General features: G+C 61.6%; 22 protein-coding genes and 2 pseudogenes. 15 read left to right on the forward strand and 9 right to left on the reverse strand.

Annotated features, from left to right (window positions below):
- Positions 1–1,561, reverse strand: a pseudogene (locus B5E41_RS26845) (hypothetical protein); the annotation flags it as partial.
- Positions 1,562–1,959: 398 nt separating this feature from the next.
- Here B5E41_RS26845 and B5E41_RS32465 point away from each other — a divergent pair.
- Both B5E41_RS32465 and B5E41_RS32470 read left to right on the forward strand, forming a co-directional pair.
- Complete coding sequence (locus tag B5E41_RS32465) at positions 1,960–2,487, forward strand: hypothetical protein (protein ID WP_245303159.1); 528 nt, start codon at positions 1,960–1,962, stop codon at positions 2,485–2,487.
- A gap of 122 nt (positions 2,488–2,609) precedes the next feature.
- Positions 2,610–2,812, forward strand: a pseudogene (locus B5E41_RS32470) (antibiotic biosynthesis monooxygenase family protein); the annotation flags it as partial.
- On the opposite strand, the gene B5E41_RS26865 reads toward B5E41_RS32470, so the two are convergent.
- The 7 genes from B5E41_RS26865 to B5E41_RS26895 form a co-directional block, all read right to left on the reverse strand.
- Positions 2,782–3,657 carry an alpha/beta hydrolase gene (locus tag B5E41_RS26865; protein ID WP_088396773.1) on the reverse strand — a complete coding sequence of 292 codons (876 nt, stop codon included), beginning with the start codon at positions 3,655–3,657 and terminating at the stop codon, positions 2,782–2,784. The pseudogene B5E41_RS32470 and the gene B5E41_RS26865 sit on opposite strands and share 31 nt — an antisense overlap.
- Before the next feature lie 199 nt (positions 3,658–3,856).
- The gene (locus B5E41_RS26870) at positions 3,857–4,477 is read right to left on the reverse strand and encodes a glutathione S-transferase family protein (protein ID WP_176439500.1); all 621 of its coding nucleotides are present in this window, start codon (positions 4,475–4,477) and stop codon (positions 3,857–3,859) included.
- Positions 4,470–4,952, reverse strand: coding sequence for an SRPBCC family protein (locus tag B5E41_RS26875; protein ID WP_088396774.1), 483 nt, complete (start codon positions 4,950–4,952; stop codon positions 4,470–4,472). The genes B5E41_RS26870 and B5E41_RS26875 overlap by 8 nt, the downstream gene beginning before the upstream one ends.
- Positions 4,945–5,277: an ArsR/SmtB family transcription factor gene (locus B5E41_RS26880; RefSeq protein ID WP_088396775.1), complete on the reverse strand. Its 333-nt coding sequence runs from the start codon at positions 5,275–5,277 to the stop codon at positions 4,945–4,947. The genes B5E41_RS26875 and B5E41_RS26880 overlap by 8 nt, the downstream gene beginning before the upstream one ends.
- Positions 5,278–5,466: 189 nt before the next feature.
- A complete protein-coding gene (locus B5E41_RS26885) occupies positions 5,467–5,883 on the reverse strand; it encodes a GFA family protein (RefSeq protein WP_088396776.1) in 417 nt (138 codons plus the stop codon).
- Between the two features lie 41 nt (positions 5,884–5,924).
- A complete protein-coding gene (locus B5E41_RS26890; protein WP_088396777.1) occupies positions 5,925–6,389 on the reverse strand; it encodes an SRPBCC family protein in 465 nt (154 codons plus the stop codon).
- Positions 6,386–6,715: an ArsR/SmtB family transcription factor gene (locus B5E41_RS26895; protein WP_088396778.1), complete on the reverse strand. Its 330-nt coding sequence runs from the start codon at positions 6,713–6,715 to the stop codon at positions 6,386–6,388. Before B5E41_RS26895 ends, B5E41_RS26890 begins: the two co-directional genes overlap by 4 nt.
- 194 nt (positions 6,716–6,909) lie before the next feature.
- Between B5E41_RS26895 and B5E41_RS26900 the strand changes: the two genes are divergently transcribed.
- The 8 genes from B5E41_RS26900 (at position 6,910) to B5E41_RS26935 (ending at position 12,528) form a co-directional block, all read left to right on the forward strand.
- On the forward strand, positions 6,910–7,212 hold the full coding sequence (locus tag B5E41_RS26900) for a hypothetical protein (protein ID WP_088396779.1): 303 nt from the start codon (positions 6,910–6,912) through the stop codon (positions 7,210–7,212).
- 16 nt (positions 7,213–7,228) lie between these two features.
- Positions 7,229–8,482, forward strand: a complete 1,254-nt coding sequence (locus B5E41_RS26905) for a sialidase family protein (RefSeq protein WP_245303160.1) — start codon at positions 7,229–7,231, stop codon at positions 8,480–8,482.
- 2 nt (positions 8,483–8,484) lie between these two features.
- Complete coding sequence (locus tag B5E41_RS26910; protein ID WP_088396780.1) at positions 8,485–9,051, forward strand: nutrient deprivation-induced protein; 567 nt, start codon at positions 8,485–8,487, stop codon at positions 9,049–9,051.
- Positions 9,044–9,460: a phage holin family protein gene (locus B5E41_RS26915; protein WP_088396781.1), complete on the forward strand. Its 417-nt coding sequence runs from the start codon at positions 9,044–9,046 to the stop codon at positions 9,458–9,460. The genes B5E41_RS26910 and B5E41_RS26915 overlap by 8 nt, the downstream gene beginning before the upstream one ends.
- Positions 9,460–10,470: a DUF3618 domain-containing protein gene (locus tag B5E41_RS26920; RefSeq protein ID WP_088396782.1), complete on the forward strand. Its 1,011-nt coding sequence runs from the start codon at positions 9,460–9,462 to the stop codon at positions 10,468–10,470. Before B5E41_RS26915 ends, B5E41_RS26920 begins: the two co-directional genes overlap by 1 nt.
- Positions 10,471–10,594: 124 nt before the next feature.
- Positions 10,595–11,398, forward strand: a complete 804-nt coding sequence (gene aac(3) / locus B5E41_RS26925; protein WP_088396838.1) for an aminoglycoside 3-N-acetyltransferase — start codon at positions 10,595–10,597, stop codon at positions 11,396–11,398.
- Between the two features lie 123 nt (positions 11,399–11,521).
- The gene (locus B5E41_RS26930) at positions 11,522–11,854 is read left to right on the forward strand and encodes a hypothetical protein (RefSeq protein WP_011424430.1); all 333 of its coding nucleotides are present in this window, start codon (positions 11,522–11,524) and stop codon (positions 11,852–11,854) included.
- A 140-nt stretch (positions 11,855–11,994) separates the two neighbouring features.
- Entirely contained in the window at positions 11,995–12,528 is a 534-nt protein-coding gene (locus tag B5E41_RS26935) for a YidB family protein (protein WP_088396783.1), read from the forward strand.
- Positions 12,529–12,849: 321 nt separating this feature from the next.
- Here B5E41_RS26935 and B5E41_RS26950 read toward each other — a convergent pair whose 3' ends face one another.
- A complete protein-coding gene (locus tag B5E41_RS26950) occupies positions 12,850–13,749 on the reverse strand; it encodes a dienelactone hydrolase family protein (RefSeq protein WP_176439501.1) in 900 nt (299 codons plus the stop codon).
- Positions 13,750–14,537: 788 nt separating this feature from the next.
- On the opposite strand from B5E41_RS26950, the gene B5E41_RS26955 reads away from it, so the two are divergent.
- The 5 genes from B5E41_RS26955 to B5E41_RS26975 are packed head-to-tail and all read left to right on the forward strand — an operon-like array spanning position 14,538 to position 19,232.
- Positions 14,538–14,774, forward strand: coding sequence for a spike base protein, RCAP_Rcc01079 family (locus B5E41_RS26955; protein WP_088396784.1), 237 nt, complete (start codon positions 14,538–14,540; stop codon positions 14,772–14,774).
- Between the two features lie 19 nt (positions 14,775–14,793).
- Positions 14,794–15,264, forward strand: coding sequence for a terminase small subunit-like protein (locus B5E41_RS26960; protein ID WP_088396785.1), 471 nt, complete (start codon positions 14,794–14,796; stop codon positions 15,262–15,264).
- The gene (locus tag B5E41_RS26965) at positions 15,230–16,801 is read left to right on the forward strand and encodes a terminase large subunit (protein WP_088396786.1); all 1,572 of its coding nucleotides are present in this window, start codon (positions 15,230–15,232) and stop codon (positions 16,799–16,801) included. The genes B5E41_RS26960 and B5E41_RS26965 overlap by 35 nt, the downstream gene beginning before the upstream one ends.
- A complete protein-coding gene (locus B5E41_RS26970) occupies positions 16,801–18,924 on the forward strand; it encodes a hypothetical protein (RefSeq protein WP_088396787.1) in 2,124 nt (707 codons plus the stop codon). The genes B5E41_RS26965 and B5E41_RS26970 overlap by 1 nt, the downstream gene beginning before the upstream one ends.
- The gene (locus B5E41_RS26975; protein WP_088396788.1) at positions 18,921–19,232 is read left to right on the forward strand and encodes a hypothetical protein; all 312 of its coding nucleotides are present in this window, start codon (positions 18,921–18,923) and stop codon (positions 19,230–19,232) included. Before B5E41_RS26970 ends, B5E41_RS26975 begins: the two co-directional genes overlap by 4 nt.
- Positions 19,233–19,239: the final 7 nt, after the last annotated feature.

Raw genomic sequence — 19,239 nt, forward strand, 5'->3', positions numbered from 1 at the left:
ACAGATAGCTGACGCCTGTTGCCGGTAGGCCATCGATGTCACTGAGGCTGGCGGTCAAGGTCTGGCCCTGGCTCGCTATGCCATTGATCGAGATCACGCCGGGATCATTGACATTGGCGACTGCCGAGGGCGTCGCCGGGCTGGTGACATTCTCGCTGTTGCCCAGGTTGTCGATGTAACTGGCTGTTGCCCGCACGAAATTGCCGACCAGGGCCTGCTGCAGGGTCAGCGTATTGGCAGTCGCTCCGCCGATATTGCTCCACGTGGTGCCGTTGCTGCTCTGCTGCCACTGATAGGTCACCGATCCCGGCACGCCGTCCGCGTCGGTGACGGCGGCCGTCAACACCTGACCTTGCGTCGCGGTGCCACTGATGCCAAGCGCACCCGGGCGGTTGTTTGCACTGGCAATCGCTGCGGTCGGCGTGCTCACCCGGTTGGTTTCGACACCACCCAGCTGATCGGTGTAAGTGGTTCTCACACGGACTTGCCTGCCCACCTGCGCCGCCTGGAGTGTCCAGTTCGCACCGGTGGCTCCGGCGATGTCGGTCCAGGTCGTCCCGATCAGCTGCTGCCAGCGATAGGTGATCGACACGTTGGCGAGCCCATCGAGGTCGGTAACGGCCGCGGTCAGGGCTTGGCCTTGAACGGGCGCACCGGTGATTGTCGCCACGCCTACGTCGTTCACATTGGCGACGGCCGTGGTCGGACTGCTGGCGACCGTTTCGTTGTTCCCAAGGGCATCGGTGTACGTGGCGGTCGCTCGAACCTGCTTCCCAACCAGTGCTTGCTGCAGGCTGAGTGTTTTCGCAGTGGCACCGGCAATGTTGCTCCACGTGCCGCCGCCGTTGCTGCTTTGCTGCCATTGGTAAGCGACGATGGTCCCGGACGGGAGCCCGTCGACATCAGTAACGCCCGCCGCGATCGTCCGATTTTGAGTTGCGGCCCCGATGATGGAGATGACGCCAATGTCGTTGCCGGCAGGATTACTCGCGACGATCGGGGATGTCGCCAGGCTGGTTCGATTGTTTTCGGTTCCTCCCGACTGATCGGTATAGGTTGCCTGGACGCGGACTTGCCTGCCGACCTGCGCTGCCTGAAGCGTCCACGTTGAACTGGTGGCGCCCGCGATGTTGCTCCAGGTGTTTCCGATCAGTTGCTGCCAACGATATGTGATCGACACGTTGGCGAGCCCATCCAGATCCGAGACCGCGGCGGTCAGGGCTTGGCCTTGCACGGGTGTACCGCTGATCGTGACGACGCCTATGTCGCTCACGTTGGCGACGGCGGCATTGGTGGTGCTGGCAGCCAGTTCCTGGTTACCCAAAGCATCGGTGTAAGCAGCGGTTGCCCGCACCCGCTTTCCGACTTGAGCTTGCTGCAAGGTCAGGGCGGCTGTGGCTGCACCTGTTATGTTGGTCCACGTGGCACCGTTATCGCTGCTCTCCTGCCACTGATAGGTAATGATCGTCCCTGACGGTAATCCGTCAACATCCGTGACATTTGCCGCCAAAGTCTGATTCTGAGTCAGAGTCCCGCTGAGAGAAACAACGCCCTGCACCATCACACGCTACCTCCGCATCAACCTATCAATGTTGCCTGCCAAGTCGTCGAGCTATCAATGTTGCCTGCTAAGTCGTCAAAGCGTGGCGGCAGGAGTGCTGTGTCCCACTTTTTCCCGCGCGCGCTGAACCCAACTCGGCGGACTATGCTCCGATCTTTTGGATTTTCCAGTAGCTCTTTGTTGGTAGAACTCTGTCAATCCTCACACGCCCTTGGTGCACTGGAGCTCAGTTGCGGCTGGAAAATGGAAGCGGACGGCGCTGCTTTTGCCACTCCATGCGAGGATGAAGTCGAGGCTTTCCTGGCTCTGCTTCGGCAACAGTGGTTGGCTGGCCCGCTGTCTTGTTTTCTCCACCATGCAAACTACGCTGCCGACAGGGTGATTTGGGGGTTGACTGCATGCGATTTATTTCAGCTTTGGCGATTGCAATTATATCGAGCCACGGGGGAGCGGTTGCGTGCCCTCTTGATGATACGTTGAAGCTGTGCGTGCTGAATGGCAGAAGTCAGGTTGCCCTGCACGATGGCGCCGGCCGCGGTGATTGGAAGGTCGAAGCCATTTCTTCTCCCGTCAATGCAACCTCAGAGCCTCGAACGAGCAGCGAGGTCTACACGATGCCAAATGGGCAGCGGTTCTCGATGTTGTATCGGGACTTCCAAAAATTCTTCTCTGCCACCTGCTCGCTCGATTACTTACAAGGTCTGGCAGAAAACCGATTGAGTTGTTCCAACGCGGAGCTTGAAGCCTTCGAGGCGGGGCTCTCCGCAGCTTCGCTGGGCCGGATAACGAAAGAGCGCAGGCAAAGCGGCACGGCATATTTGATCGAAGGCCAAAATAGCTGGCTGGCGGTGATCGTCGCACAGGACGCCAACCATAAAGAGATTTTCAATACCTGGGTCGAGATCTCAGTCGTCAAAGAACCCTAGAACCTGCCAGAGGCGGCAATGGTGCACGCGCCTTCATCGGGCGGGCGCATACTGTGTATCGACAGAAGATCCACCCGCCCTTCGTCGTCCTCGGGGCTTGACCCGAGGACTCACGCCGGCCCTTCGAAAGCGGCCGCCGTGCGGACAGCTTCGGCATCATCAACTCTTATTGGAGAGACGAAGAAAGCATCCGGGCATGGAAAGCGGTTGTCGATCACGTCGAAGCGCAACGCCGGGGCCGGGCAGACTGGTACACGCGTTATGAAATTCGTGTGGCGCTATCGTTGGAAGAGCTTATGGATTCGAAGCCGACCCACCGCGATGATCTTCGCCCTCAGACTCCCGTTCATGACGGGATCCAGGGCCGTTTCCTTCCAGCGCTTCCACGAAACGGGTCACGTCACCGACCATGCCATCGTTGAAGATATCGTTGTGGCCGGCACCGTCATAGATCACCATGCGTTTGGGCTCGGGTGCGATGTCGTACAGCGCCTGCCCTGAAGACAGCGGGATACTGTCATCAAGCCGGCCGTGGAGGAACAACTTCGGTTGTCTGACCTTGCCTATGTTGAGGTCCGACCGAAAGGAATCCTTGAGAAGAAGCTGGACCGGGAGGTACGGATAATGCCTCTGCGCAACCGACAGAACCGACAGGTACGGCGAGACGAGAATGACGCCTGCGGCCGGCCTCTGCGCGGCCGTGTTCACGGCGACGCCAGTGCCAAGTGACCGGCCCAGCACGACGATCTCGCTTCTGCCGTGTGCCGAAAGCCAGTCGAACGCGGCGATGCCGTCCGTCAGCAGCCCCTGCTCGCTGGGTGAGCCGGTCGATCCGGGATAGCCGCGATAGGAAATCGCCAGAAAGCCAATCCTGCGTGCCGCCAGCGCCTGTGCGAGGAACGCGTAATTGTCGACGCGGTCGCCGTTTCCGAAAAAGAGCAGCACGCAGGGCTTGTCGCTGTCGCCCTGGCTGTACAGTCCCTGAAGCATCTCCCCGTCGGGCGTACTGACATGGACCGACTCGCCCCAGCGCGCCTGCTCCGCAACAGGTGCGGCGCCCGCTCCGGGAAAAAGCAGGGTTCTCTGAGAAAAATAGAGCAGGCCGGCGACCGCCATGTAGGCGATGGCCGCCATCAGCGGCAAGATCAGCAAGTACCTTGTGGTGCTCACGACAGAATCTACCCGCAGGTTTGGCAATGCCCTGAACGCTTTGCAGCAAATGCGGCCCGTTGCGGCGTGATGTGCTCGGCGCAGCGGCAATATATGCACAAAGTGTTGCTGTAGAGAAGAGGTCGAGAGGACGATCGTCCTCAACACAACTCGGCGGTAACGCCTCTCACGCTCGCAACAATTCCTTCACTCATCCCTCTCAGGCTGGGAAAGGGTTTTGCCACGCATCCAGTTCTTCAAGCTGTGCGTACCACTTCTGGATATGCCGGAATTCGGCGAGTGGTATGTCGGCAGCGGTTGCATAAGGAAGTGCGGCTGCCAGTGCGAAATCCGCAACGGTCAGTGTCTTGCCGACGGCGACGCTGTTGGCGGCCAGATGATCGTCGAGCACCCGGCCATGGAGCCGAAAACTCGTCTTCGCGTCTTCAATCACGGCGAGGTCAGGCTCTCCGCCGAACAACGGCTTAATCAAACTTTCAAACCACAGCGTTGCCCCGTGCCGGGTGAAATGGCTGGCATCCCAGCTCAACCAGCGCAGCACGTCGATCTGCCGGTGATCATGCGGCCAGAAATCCGATGCGACCGTGTCAGACAACCTGCACATGATGGCGTTCGCTTCCCATAAGGTTCCGGCCTCCTCCTGCAGCACCGGGACTTTCCCGTTCGGGTTCAGCGCCAGGAATTCCGCGGTTCGCTGTTCTCCGCTCGCCAGGTCAACCCTGACGAACTCCACGTCGGCTTGAAGAAAACGCGCGGCGGCGCAAGCCTTTCGCGGATTGAGCGTCTCGCAATAGTAAAGCTTCATTGTCGCCTTACCCATGATTTTGCCCTTCGGCGGTTCCCAGAAAAGAGTCCAATCGTTCGAAACTTTGCGACCAACCGGATTCATGACCCTCACGCGAAGATGCGCTGGCAAATCCACTCTGCCGAAAGGTCATTTCCGTGCCTCCGTCGCTTTCCCTGAAGGTGATGGTGACGATCGTTTCGGGGCTGGTTTCGCCGGTTGCGGTCTCCCAGGCATGGGTGAAGACAAGCCTGTGCGGCGGCTCGACCTCCAGATATCTTCCGCCGACCCAATGCTCTTCTCCATCCGGTGCAATCAGACAGGCGCGGTGTCTGCCGCCGGGCCAGGCTTCCAGTCTGTCGCCCACCGCCTTGAAACCGTGAGGACCACACCATTGCGCAAAGGCTTTCGGGTCGGTCCATGCCTTGAAAACGAGATCACAGGGGGCATCGAATCTTCGCACGAGAACCAGGTCACGGCTGTTGTCTGTTTCGGTCTCTGGATCAGTCATTTTCGTTTCCTTGTACCTTGGAGAGATAGTCATCGAGACGATCGAAGCTTTCATCCCAGAAGCGCCTGTAGTCGGCGACCCAATCAGCAATTGTCTTCAAGGCTGCCGGCTCCAGGATGCGGGGACGCGAATTCGCTTCCCGGCCAGAGCGGATCAACCCGGCCTGTTCGAGGACCTTGAGATGCTTTGAGATGGCGGGTTGAGACAACTCGAAGGGATCGGCGAGCTCGGCTACGGTCGCCTTGCCGTTGGCAAGCCGCGCGAGAATTGCTCTCCGTGTGGGGTCGGAGAGGGCGGAAAAAATCGTATCAAGCCTGTCGTCCATGCATCACCAATTAGCTATATAGCCAATTAGTTATATTCTATGCGGAGAATTGTCAAAGACAATTTATGCTGGATCGGCAACGACACGAAAAAACTCGACCCCCGGTGCCCAAGCGACGATGTCGTGAGCGGAACCTTCCCCGCTCGCGACCGAGCACCCGAGAGACCATTTGCGGGCGCTGCGCCAGCCTCACATCGGCGGCATCTTTTCGAATTTCGCCACGTCAGGGTCGACCCGATCCCAGGCGAGGCCGCGCACGGTGTAGGTTGCCATTAGCGGCTGATATCGCTCCGGCTCGTCGAGGCTGGCGGCGTGGATGGTGAAGAAATCGGGCATATAGGAGAAGGTCAGGTAAACAGGCGCGCCGCAGGCCGGGCAGAAGCCGCGGGTTTTGACGTTGCCGTTGTCGGCGACCATCTGCCAGTGGCTGGCCTCGCCCTCAAGCTTTACCGCCTGGCGGCTCGGGAAGGTCAGATAGGATCCGTGGCCGGTGCCGCTCGTCCGCTGGCAATCGCGGCACTGGCAGTCGTTCATCGCAATCGGCTCGGCCGAGATCTCGTAATGGATGGCGCCGCAGGCGCAGCCGCCGGTATAAGGCTTGCTCATTGCTTTCTCCTGAACAAATTTGTGATGTGGCTGGTGCCGGATCAGTTCTCGCTGCCGGCGAGGGCGCCGATATTCTTCACGACCTTCTTCCAGCCTTCGCCCATCTTCCGGTAGGCCGTTTCATTTTTCGGCAGCACGAAGCCGGAATGGACGAGGCGCAGTCGGGTGCCGTTTTCGGCTCTGGCAAGGATGAAAGTGACGACGGTATCGAGCGGCGAGCCGTAGCCGGTATTGCCCGCATGCCCGCCTTTCCAGGCATAGGTGAGACGCTCGTTCGGCTTCACCTCCAGCACCTCACAGTGAATGGTGCCGTCCCAGTCGCCCGCCGGCGTCGTCTGATAGGTGAAGCGCTTGCCCTCGACCGGCTCGAATCCTTCAGGCATCATCAGCCAGCGGCCCATCAGCTCGGCCGTGGTCAGCGTTTTCCAGATCGTTTCCGGCGCGTGCGGAAACACTTCGTCGACGACGATTTCCTGCGTGTCGGGCTTCAATGCGGTCTCGGTCATGGATCGATTTCCTTCAGCAAGGTTCTGAGATCGGCAAAACGCTCGCGCCAGAACGTGCCGTAATGGCTCATCCAGTCGATAAGCGGCGCGAGCCCCTCGGGCTCGGCGCGGTAATAGACATTGCGGCCCTCGGGGCGCTCGGCGATCAGGCCCGCCAGCTTCAGCGCCTTGAGGTGCTGCGAGACGGCGCCCTGAGTGACGGTGCTTGCCCGCGTCAGCTCGACGACGGTGATCTCATCGGAGTTGACGATCTGCTCGAACACGGCCCGCCGGGTGGGATCGGCAAGGGCGCGCATGACGGTGGTGATGGGGGCGGTCTCGATCATGAAAAAATCAATAGCGCGGACTAATTGATTAGTCAAGACTAATTGGTAGCTGGCTCCGAAAGGCGATGCCCGTTGTTTGATCAGCCCTATGACGGCACCTTGCGTCCGCGCTCGTCAGCGTGATCGCACCAGATTTCGAGCCGGGCCGGAACCTCGTCAGACTTGCGAAGTTTGCGGAACGAGGAGAATTCCACGTGCATTTGATACAATTGTTTATTCCGGCAGCGCCGCGAGCGGCGATCGACATCGAAGGCATTATCGCGACAATTCAGCGCGAGATGACGGAGCGCCATGGCGGGGTGACGGCATATCTCAATTCCCCCGCAAGAGGGCTCTGGTCCAATGATGAGGGCACTGAAGAAGATACCGTCATTGTGATCGAAGTCATGGTGGGCAGTCTCGATCGGGTGTGGTGGCGCCAATACCGGCGCGAACTCGAACAGCTGCTCGGCCAGGATGAACTGCTCGTGCGGGCACTTCCGGTCGAAACGCTCTGACCGCCTGGAAGCCTCCATGGACATGCAATTGCGCCATCTGGAAATCTACCGCAGACAGGATGAGTTCGCGGCCTGGCCGGCAAATTATGGTCTCTGGTCCTGGGGTGACGAAATCGTCGTCGTCTTCGCGCGCGGCAAACTCGGAGCGAAGGGGGAGTTGCACGAACTGGACCGTGATTATCCATTCGTACCGTGGCAGGCACGCAGCCTGGACGGAGGACTGACATGGATGGGCGAGCCGTTCTGCGGCCACGTCCCGGGTGGGCTCTCGCTTTCGGCCGACGAGCACCTGAACGCCGATCTCAAGATTCGTCCCCATCTGTCGGTCCGTGATGACCTCTGCCTCCTGGATGAACCCATAGACTTTCTCGATCCCGAGACGATCCTGATGTGCGCCAGAACCGATGTGCAGGGTGATGCTGTCAGCTGGTTCTATGTCAGCCGGGATCGATGCCTGACATGGCAAGGTCCATATCGTTTCACCGGTTTGCATCTTCCGATCTCGGCGCGCACCGATATCGTTCCTCTTGGCAGAGACCATGCGCTCTTCATGCTCAGCACCTCCAAAGAGGACGGTGCGGAAGGCAGAGTGTTCTGCGCGCGCACCGCCGACGGGGGGCGCAGCTTCGTCCTTCAAGGCTTTGTCGGCCCGGAACCTGAGGGCTATTCGATCATGCCGGCCTCTACGGCACTTTCCGGTGGCGCCGTGCTGACCTTGACGCGCTGCATGGGGAGGGGAGGTGGCAAGGGTTGGATAGAAGCCTTCACCTCCCACGACGAAGGGAAGACCTGGACGCGGAAAGGCTGCATCGTCGACGACACGGGCAGCAATGGCAATCCGCCAGCGCTCGGATGGATCGAAGGCATGCTACTCGTCGTCTACGGCTACCGTGATCCGCCATTTGGTATCAGGATGCGCATGAGTTTCGATGACGGCCAGACATGGGGCGCCGAGAGGGTCATCCGGAGCGATGGCGGCACGGCTGATCTCGGTTATCCCAGAATAGTAAAACGCGGTGAGGGATCCCTGCTCGCCGTCTACTACTTCAACGATGGCGACAGGGAGGAGCGTTACGTCGCAGCGTCTATTGTCACGCCCGCCAAAGATCAACAAGGAGCCGAGGACGGCGCTGCTTCATTGCAGCCGCAGTTGGGAGCCCCATCCTGTCATCATGGGCCGAAGAGGAACGTTTCAGGCGCGTTCGGGGAACAAAGCGGGGAACCTGTGGTTCGGGGGCGCGGCAGTCGCCGCCACGACATGGGAGGTTAGACATGCAAAACGATTTCACAGATCCGGCAGGAAGAAGCGCATCGGCGCAGACACCGCCCTCATCCCCAGGTTTCGGTTCTTCGCCGGGGACGCGCACGTCCATTTCCGATCTGGAAGCGAAGGTGAGCGAAGATGTTTCCGCCGCCAAGGAAACAATCAAGGAAGGCGCCGACACGGCCGTCGAGAAGGCCAAGGAAGTCATTTCCGAACGCACCAGCTTCGCTGCTCGCCAGGTCGGCGGCGTTGCAACGGCACTTGAGAAAGCGGGCGCCGAAATGGAAAGCTCCGGTCAGGCAGAGGTCGGACGATACGCCAAGCAAATCGGGCGGAGCGTGCGCACTGTCGCTCGGCGGATGGAAGGCAAGGACATCGGCGAAATCGCCACCATGGCAGAGGATTTCGGGCGCAAGCAACCGCTCGCCTTTCTCGGGATAGCCGCACTAGCCGGCCTGGCGGCAAGCCGCTTCCTGACAGCCTCCGCGAAAAGGCAAACAGCTGCCGCGCCGCGTGAGCCATCGATTGGCCTCCGCCCCGGCACCGCAACGACCGGAGGCGAAAACAATGGCTAAATCTTCAGAGAACACACCCCTCTCCGAGCTCGTCAGTGGCCTCGTTGGTGATGTCACCGGCCTGCTTCGCAAGGAAATCGATCTTGCCAAGACGGAGGCTTCGGAAAAACTTTCGCGGGCGCTCAGCGGCGTGGAGATTCTCCTGTTCGGCTTGGTCCTGGCAATCGGGGCGGTCGGCGTCCTGCTGAGTGCCCTTGTCGGCGGTCTCGCGGCCTTCCTCGTGACACAGGGATTTACCGAAACCACTGCCAGTGCGCTCGCCTCGCTGATCGTCGGCATCATCATAGCCGGAATCGCGTGGGCATTGGTCTCCCGGGCCCTCGCCGCACTTCGCGGCAACAACTTGACACTGGATCGAACTGCAACCTCGCTTCGCCGCGACGTTGATGTTGTGAAGGACAAAATCTGATGGAAAACGCAATGGAGAAAACATCGGCCGAGCTTCAGCGGGAGATCGACCAGGACCGCCGCCGGATCGGAGACCGGATTGACGCGATCCAGGAACGGATGTCGCCGGGCCAGCTCATCGACGAGGTCATCGCATACGCCAAGGGAAGCGGCGGTGCAGAGTATGTCAGCAATCTTGGCCACGCGCTCAAGGCGAACCCTCTGCCGGTCGCGCTGATGGGCGTGAGCCTCGCCTGGCTGATGGCAAAAGGCAGTCCGTCGTCAGGTGACTCGGCGACCTGGAGGGAGGATCCTGAATATCCGCTTTATCCGGCGACCGGCCAAGTCCGCAGGATTGGTCCGCCGGCAATGGAAAACGGAGCGCGCTACAGCCATTTTGCCGACGAATCCGGCAAGAGGTTGAAGGCATTGACAGACGAAACAGGAGGTCGTGCCGGCCATTTCATGGACGAGGCGGGCAAGACCTATCGTGGCTTCGCCGACGCCAGCGGAAAACAGATCAGCCAGATCACCGACGAGACTGGTGCAATGCTCGACGCGGCAACCGGCTGGGCGGCGGAGAAATGGGAGCAGGCGAAAAGCGCCGCGAGCGACCTCAGCGCCCGTGCCTCCGGCGCGGCGAGTTCGCTGTCGAGCCGATCCACTTCGGCGGCGACCAGTCTTCAGGAGCAAACGAGCAAACTCAATGAGGCGATCCTCACCCATTTCCGCGACCAGCCGCTAGTCGGCGGTGCTCTGGCTTTCGCGGTCGGTGCAGCGATCGGCGCGGCGCTGCCCCATACCGACACCGAGGATGAGTTGGTCGGCGAAGCCGCAGATAGCACTAGAGACAGCCTCAGCCGTCAGGCCCAGGACGCCGTCGCGCAGGGTAAAGAGGTAGCGTCGGAAGTCTATCACAAGGCCGTGGACGTGGCCTCCGATACTCATGATGCCGTCAAGGAACGCGTGGTGGATGAAGCTGAAGCTTTCATAGATCGCAAGGATGGCCTCGGCGGAAGCGATCGGCGGTAGAGGATCCATCCCGGTCGGCCAGGAAAGGTTCCACGCGGAAAGAGGCGCTGTCTGACTGATCCGCTTTCCCGTCTCAGATCCGGGGAGCATTGACTCCCGGTCACGTCCTGATGATCGTTTGCTGATGACCGCTCCGCACTTTCACACCCGTCTCTCGCTCGGCAAGGATATGGAGAAGCTTGGGCTTCGCCTCGGCGACATGGTTATGGTGCATGCCGCCATCAGCAGGCTGGGGCGGTTGCTCAACGGTCCCGACATGTTCATCGACGCGCTGCGCGACGTCGTCGGCCCTCCAGGCACCATCGTCGCCTATACGGACTGGAACGGCGCCTATGACGAACTGCTCGACGAGAACGGCCGTGTTCCTTTCGAATGGCGCGACCATATCGCGCCTTTCGATCCCATGACCTCCCGGGCGATCCGCGACAATGGCATATTCCCGGAATTCCTTCGAACGACGGCAGGGGCGCGGCGCAGCGGGAATCCGGGCGCCTCGGTCGCGGCGATCGGCGCCAGGGCCGACTGGCTCACCGCCGACCACCCGCTCGATTACGGCTATGGCGAGGGCTCTCCGCTCGCCAAACTCGTGGCGGTCGGCGGCAAGGTGCTCATGGCCGGAGCCCCGCTCGACACGATGACCGTTCTCCACCATGCCGAGCACTTGGCTGAAATCCCGAACAAGCGCCTGCGCCGCTATGAAGTGCCCTTTGCCACGCCGGCCGGCGTGGTGTGGCGCATGCTCGAGGAATTCGACACCGGCGACCCGGTCGTGCCCGGGCTCGAAAGCGATTGCTTCGCCCGGATCGTCAGCGCCTTTCTCGCCGGCGGGCAGGGCGCACAGGGCCTGATTGGAGACGCGCCATCGGTGCTGGTCGATGCGGCTTCGATCTGCAGCTTCGCTGTCGCCTGGCTGGAGCATCACGCCTGAGCACGTTGAGCGGCTCCGCAGGCTCCAGCTTTCCCCCCTGCGCCGGCTCCTCCGGCCTCACGGAACAAAATCCCGATGGCGATGTTGGTATGGCGATAAGCAACAAGGCCATGGGAGGAATCCATGCATAAGTCTCTTCAGTTCGTGTTGATCGGCCTGGCCTCCATGAGCGGCCTGACGATCGCACCAACGATTGCGGCCGCGCAGGATATGGAACTGCGCATCGGCCCCGGAGGCGTCGGCGTCTACGACCGCGATCGCGATTACGACCGCTACGACCGCCGGGGGCCGCGCCGCTGCGATCCCGACGATGCGCTCGACATCGCCCGCAGCGAAGGCCTGCGCCGGGCCCGTATCGTCCGCATGTCGCCGCGCAGCATCGTCGTCGAGGGGATGACGCGCCGCGGGCCGGATCGGATGGTTTTCGCCAACCGGCGCGGTTGCCCGGAAATCTGACCGTGCCTTGAGACAGTCGAACAATGCCACCGGCACGGGCCGTTCTGCCCGCCGGCGGGGAAGCTTTCCACGTGTGAACATTGCGCCCATTCAGCACTCCGGCCGGCGTGAACCCCGGAGCACCACAGGAGGATTTCATCATGATGAGCGGTCAAATGAAGGCGCTTCTCGCCGTTCTTGCCGTTGCCGGTTACCAGAACAGGGACAAGATCCGGGAGCTCCTGCGGGGCCTCCAGAACCCGCAGCCGGCAGGCGCCGGAGGCCAGCCGTCAGGCGGGCTCGGCGGCATTCTCGGCGGACTGGCCGGCTCCGGCGGTCTCGGTGGCCTTCTCGGCGGCTTGAGCTCCGGCAGCATCGTCAGCGGCGGTATCGGCGACCTCCTGAAGACCTTTCAGCAGAACGGCCAGGGCGACAAGATGGAGTCCTGGGTGCGCCGCGGGCAGAATGCCGACATCAATGACGGCGAACTTGCCACAGCCCTCGGCCCGGATGTCCTGGACGAGATCGCCAGGAATACCGGCCTCTCGCATCAGGAGATCCTCGGGCGGCTGAGCCGCGATCTTCCGAAGGCCGTCGACGATCTGACGCCGGAGGGGAAAGTGCCGAGCCCCGAAGAGGCGTTTTCATCGTCGGCCAGCCAGGCGACGCCGTCAGGGGGACCGAGCAGCGTTTAGAGCTTTTCCGGGTTAGCTTGAAGCATTCTGCCGGAGCAGGTTTTCGTCAGGGCAGAGGCGATTGGCGATGGGCATACCCCCAGGTACGTCCGAGCCGATCGCCTCTGATCCTGGCGGAAACATGCCCGGTCCTTCGGGTTGGCTGAAACGGGCCGGCTGATCGACCGGCCGGCTTGGCCGTAGAGCTGGGCTACGACGCGCGCCAGCCGGTCGACCATCCGACTCCGTTTGAGCCAACAGAATGCTTCAATCTAACCCGGAAAAGCTCTAGTCCTGGTGCAAGCGCACCGTCGCAGTGTTTGCCGGGAGATCACCGGGGCTTCATTTCGCCAGGTACTTTCGAAGAAAGGCGTAAACGCTGCGCATGGACTTCGCCGCAGCGTCGGGGTCGTATTTTTCGATATGACCCAGCACTCTCCTTCCCACCATGAACTCCGGCGCATCGAAATTGTGATAGACGCCCTTGTAGACGTTGAGCTCGACGGGCGGGGCATTGTCGCTGAGGCGGGCAAGCCGCTTCTGGCATCGTTCAGCCCGGCTCCAGTTGTCTCGTTCGCCGGTCATGATCAAGGTCGGCACCGTTGGATCGCCACGATCTGCATCACAGGCGGGATAATAGGCAATTGCCGCCCTGAACTTGCGCTCCATCAGCTGCTCGTATCCTTCGATTTTCGTCGCGTCCAAAGTCGTGGTGCCGCCGGCGGCGAAGCCCATCAAGGCGACGCGCTGCGCGTCGACAAAGCCTGATTTCGACAGGAAATCCAAAGCGCCATAGGCATCGAAGGCGCGCGCAGGAAGATGGCTTCGACACGGGTCGGCAAGGTTGCGGGTGGTGAAGCTGTCGACGACGAGCACGACATAACCCCATCTGACCAGCCGTTTCGGCCAAAGCTCCCTGACGCTCGAACGCAGGTGATCGCATCCATGCATGACGACGATTGCCGGGAAGGGGCCGTCGCCTTCGGGGCGGGACAAATATCCGAGCAATGGCGTGCCTTGCGGCTGAGGCAGAGTTTCCCCCAATTCCCGGGCTTTGCGGATGCGAAACGGGCTGAGCTTTACCGGCACGCTTTCGAACCGCACCAGCTCCTCGGCAGTGGCCGCGGCCTCAGGCACGGCGACGGCGAAGGCGACAAGGCACAGCAAAAGTCTTGCGGTTTTCACAGGCTCCTCCACCCGTGTGATCGACGGTCTGCTGCCACTATAATCCTCGATCTCCATGGATGGTATTGCTTGCCGTCCGAGGATCCACGCTGGCTTTGCTGGGCGGGCATGGATCCCAGGCTCAAGGCCTGGGATGACGGAGTGTGGGGTGGCGTTTTGCCAAACCTGCCGGAGCAGCGCGTGGAATTCTGGCGTCCACCTTGGTCGAGAAGGCTCGATTTTACACTGGCGTGAGACCGCTAATCAGCGCTTGATCACCCCCTGGCAGATCATTTATCACTGCCGTAAATCCAAGCTGCGAATTTTGAATCGAGAGGTGATGTCGACGATGAAGTCGGGTCGTCCTTCGATCGAATCGTCACCCGCCCCAGGCCTGCGAGTGAGCCGCCGCCAACGGATTTGCCACAGAGCTCACCCCTTGCTCCGTCATCCTCGGGCTTGACCAGAGGATCCACGTTGGTATCCATCAGAACCGGGCATGGATCCTCGGCACAAGGCCGAGGATGACGGAAGGTGGGGTGGCGTTTCACCAAATCCGCAGCCGGAGCAGCCCATGGGATTGTGGCGTCCACCTGGTCGAGAAGGCTCGATTTCACCCTGGTGCGAGACCGACAATCAGCGCTTGATCATCCCCCGGCAGATCATTTATCACTGCCGTAAATCCAAGCTGCGAAATTTGAATCGAGAGGTGATGTCGACGCTCAAGTCGGCGTCGACTTTCGGTCTCGCGCCTCCTCAGATCATCGTTGATCCCGCCATCTTTGTCGGCCTGACCTCTCATCTCCGATCATATCGGGATCGAGCCGCATCGGCATGGACACCCACCCCTTACAAGGAGAACTGCAATGGACCCCTCGATTGCTCCGGCCTCGCGGGCCGCTGTGGTGGCGCCGAACGATAGCGCCATTGTCGGGGCCCGTGCGCTCTATATCGGCACGGCCGGCGATGTGGCGATTGCGCCGCGGCGCGACGTGGATCCGGTGATCTTCAAGAGCGTGCCGGCCGGGACGATCCTGCCGGTGCATGCGGCGATCGTGGCGCTGACCGGGACGACGGCGTCGAATATCGTCGCATTGTTCTGAGCGTTCAGACGCGGATCCCATGGGCAGGCCGAGCAAGTTCAGCCAGGCGCTGGCGGAGAGGATCTGCGCGCGCATCGCCGACAGGGAGAGCCTGCGCTCGATCTGTCGGGACGAGGACATGCCGGCGAAATCGACGGTGCTGTCCTGGCTGGCGGACGAGGAGAAGGCGGCGTTCCGGGCGCGATATGCGCTGGCGCGCGAGATCATGGCCGACAGCTTCGTCGACGAGATGGTCGAGATCGCCGACAACAGCAGCGACGACTGGATCGAAAAGAAGAATGCCGCCGGCGAGATCACCGGCTGGCAGGAAAACGGCGAGGCGATCAGGCGTTCGCAGCTGCGCATCGCCACCCGCCAATGGGTGGCCGAGAAGCTGCGGCCGAGGAAATATGGCGCCAAGGTCGAGTCCGAACAGAGCGTGACCGGCGAAGTCTCGCAATTGCTGGAGGCGGTCAATGGCAGGACGCGCGGACTTCCAAGCGGCGGTTGACCAGTTTTCCGACTGGCGCTGGCGGCTGAACAATCTCTACTGGATCACCGACAAGGCCGGCAGGCGCGTCAGGTTCGAGATGAACGTGATGCAGACGAGCCTTTTCGAGGAGATGCATTATCTTAACGTGCTCTTGAAGGCCCGCCAGCTGGGGCTGACCACCTTCATCCAGATCTTCATGCTCGATGCCTGCGTCTTCAACCGCGATATCAGGGCCGGCACCATCGCCCATACGCTCGGCGATGTGCAGACGATCTTCCGGGACAAGATCAAATATCCCTATGACAATCTGCCCGAAGGCATCCGCAATGCCGTGCCCGTCATCAGGACCAACCAGAGCGAATTGCTGCTCGCCAACAATTCGAGCATCCGCGTCGGCACCTCGCTGCGCTCGGGCACACTGCAATATCTGCATATTTCCGAATATGGAAAGCTCTGCGCCAAATATCCCGACAAGGCGCGGGAAGTCAGGACCGGCGCCTTGAACACGGTACAGGCCGGCCAGATGGTCTTCGTCGAAAGCACGGCGGAAGGCCAGGAGGGGCATTTCTACGCGCTCTGCGAGGATGCTCAGGTCAAGCAGCGCCAGGCGCTTGTGCTGAGCGAACTCGACTTCAAGTTCCACTTCTTTCCCTGGTGGAAGGAGCCGCAATATTCGATCGCGCCCGAGAGCGTCATCATCAGCGACGCATTCGCCAAATATTTCCGAGAGCTTGCCGAACAGCGGATCACGCTGACGGCGGGGCAGAAGGCCTGGTGCGTCAAGAAGGCCGAAATCCAGCTCGGTGACATGAAGCGCGAATATCCCTCGACGCCCGCCGAAGCCTTCGAGGCAAGTGTTGAGGGCGCCTATTATGCCGACCAGATGGCGATCGCCGACGCCGAGGAGCGCATCGGCGTGTTCCCGCATGTCGAAGGCTACCCCGTCCACACCATCTCCGACATCGGCATGGACGACGCCAACAGCGTCTGGCTGTTCCAGGTGCTGCCCGGCCGGGTGAGGATGATCGGCTATTTCGAGCATACCGGCACCGGCATGGACGGCATGCTCGACGAGCTGGAGCGGCGGGCGGGCGAACATGGCTATGTCTATGGCGTCCACAACATGCCGCACGATATCAAGGTGCGGGAATGGACGCGCGGCGGCATGACCCGCATCGAAATCATGCTGAAAGAGGTGAGGGCGCGCGGCCTCGGCACGGTCCGCAAGGTCGAGCGCGCCTATGTCCACGACCGCATCAATGGCACGCGGCGCATCCTGGCAAAAGTCGAGTTCGACCAGGCCGGCTGCGCCCAAGGCATCAAATGCCTGCGCAATTACCGCAAGGACTGGGATGAGGATCTCGGCGTCTTCCGCGACGAGCCACTGCACAACTGGGCTTCGCATGGGGCGGATGCGTTCGGCGCTCTGGCGATCATCTTCACTGGCCTGGCGCCCGAACCGCTGAAGCCCGAGCGTAAGCCACTGCCGACATTCCAGACGATGACATTCAATGAATTTGCCGAGTCCACCCCGAGACATAGCGAGCGTGTTTGATGGAAGATGAGACGATGGCTTTGGAGGGCGAACAGCGCTGGGATCCGGCCAAGGTCGGCGCCCATTGGCAGCAGGAGCTCGAACGCGCCCAGCGCTATTTCAAGTCCTGGCACGACCGCTGCGGCAAGATCGAGAAGATCTATCTCGACCAGCAGTCGGACCAGACGAGCGCGGCCAAGCGCCGCTTTCCGATACTCTGGGCCAATACGGCGGTGCTGCAGCCGGCCGTCTATGCCCGCGTGCCGCAGCCGGTGGTCGAGCGCCGCTTCAAGGATGCCGAGCCGGTGGCGCGCATCGCCTCGGAAATCGTCGAACGCAATCTTGCTTACACGGGCGACGAGGCGGATCTCGACTCCATCATGCGGGCGGTGCGCGACGATTTCCTGCTCTGCGCCCGCGGCACGGTGTGGCTGCGCTACGAGGCCGATTTCGAACCGCTCGACCTGGGCGTCGAACCCTCGAACCCGCCGGCCGATGGCTTGCCCGGCGAGATGGGTGCAGCCCTCGAAACGATCGCCGACGAGCGCGTCTGCATCGATTATGTCCACTGGTCGGATTTCCTGCATTCGCCGGCCCGCCGCTGGAAGGATGTGACCTGGGTGGCGCGGCGCGTGCCGATGACCGGCGAGGAGATGGAAAGGCGCTTCGGCCGTGCGGCGATGGCCTCGGGCGCGGCCGATGCTGCCGGTGCCCGCAAGGGCGAAAGCCAGGCCGAACGCGCCGAGAACGAGGGCAAGACCCATGTCTGGGAGATCTGGTGCAAGAGCGAGAACTATACCGTCTGGATCGCCGACGGCTCGCCGGTCGCATTGGAGGTCTCCGAGCCGCCATTGGAGCTGACGCATTTCTGGCCATGCCCGCGCCCGGCCTATGGCACCATGTCGACGAGCTCGCTGATCCCGGTTCCTGACTATGTCTATTATCAGCAGCAATGCGATGAGATCGACCTGCTGACCAGGCGCATCAACAAGCTGACCGATCAATTGCGCCTGAAGGTCTTCTACCCCTCCGGCGACGGCGCGATCTCGCCGGCGATCGAGAAGGCGATGCGGCCTGAAAACGATATGGTGATGGTGCCGATCCCGGAATGGGCTGCTTTCACCGACAAGGGCGGCTCGAAGGCGGTGGTGACGCTGCCGATCGACGAGGTGCAGAAGGTGATCGTCGCCTGTATGGCGGCGCGCAAGCAACTGATCGAGGATGTCTACCAGATCACCGGCATATCGGACATCGTGCGCGGCGATACCCAGGCCTCGGAAACGGCGACGGCGCAGCGCATCAAGAGCCAATGGGGCTCGATCCGCATTCGCGACCGCCAGGCCGAGCTTGCCCGCTTCGCCCGTGACATCATCCGCCTGGCCGGCGAAATCATCTGCGACCAGTTCCAACCGGAAACGCTGATGCTGGTGAGCGGCATCAAACTGCCGACGATGGCTCAGAAGCAGCAGGTTGAAATGCAGATGCAGCAGATGCAGATGGCGGCGCAGCAGGCCGCTATGCGGGCGCAGCAGATCGGCCAGCCGGCCCCATTGCCCCCCAAAATGGCGCCCCCCGAAATGGCGCCGCCTGAAATGCCGCCGCAGCTGCAGCAGATGATGGCGCAGCCCAGCATCGACGAGGTGGTGCAGCTCCTGCGCAACGACAGCATCCGCGGCTTCCAGATCGACATCGAAACGGATTCGACGATCGAACCGGACGAGGATGCCGAAAAGCAGCGGCGCATGGAATTCGTGCAGATGGTCGGCGGCTTCATGCAGCAGGCGGGCGCCATGGCGCAGCAGAACCCGGTTCTGGTTCCCGTCATGGTCGAGACGCTCCTCTTTGCCGCCCGCGGCTTCCGCGCCGGCCGCCAGCTCGAAGGCATGCTGGAGCAGGTCGGTGCCCAGCTCTCCGAGGCCGCCACCGCGCCGAAACCGGAGCCGCAGCCTTCACCCGCCGAGATGCTCAAGCTGAAGACGGCTCAAGTGGAGGCCGGCGCCGAACAGCGCAAGGCCGAGCTCGGCGTGGCGCAAGCCGAGATCGAGCATCGCGCCACGCTGGAACAGGCGCGCGGCGAGATGGCCGCGCAGGCACTGCAGCAGTTCCAGCAGCCCGCCTATCAACAGTTCCGGGGGCAAAGATGAGAGAACGTTATTGCCGCGTCTGCGGCGGCTGGCACGCGCTCGATAAGTGGCCGCACAACTGCATGCCGGTGAAAAACCTTGCGCAGTCGGACCTGTCGGCGCCGCATTTCGTCAGCGACACGATCGAGATCCAGTCGATGCATGACGGCCGGCACTACACCTCGAAAGCCAAGCTGCGCTCCGCCTACCGGGCGGCCGGCGTGGTCGAGATCGGCAATGAGAGGCCGCAGCCGATCGAAAAGCCGAAGACGGACCGAAAGGCGATCCGCAACGAATTGCGGCGGGTCTACGCCGAATACAACGCCTGAACCTGAA

It is taken from the genome of Rhizobium esperanzae, from assembly GCF_002204185.1.
GTDB classification, from domain to species: domain Bacteria; phylum Pseudomonadota; class Alphaproteobacteria; order Rhizobiales; family Rhizobiaceae; genus Rhizobium; species Rhizobium esperanzae.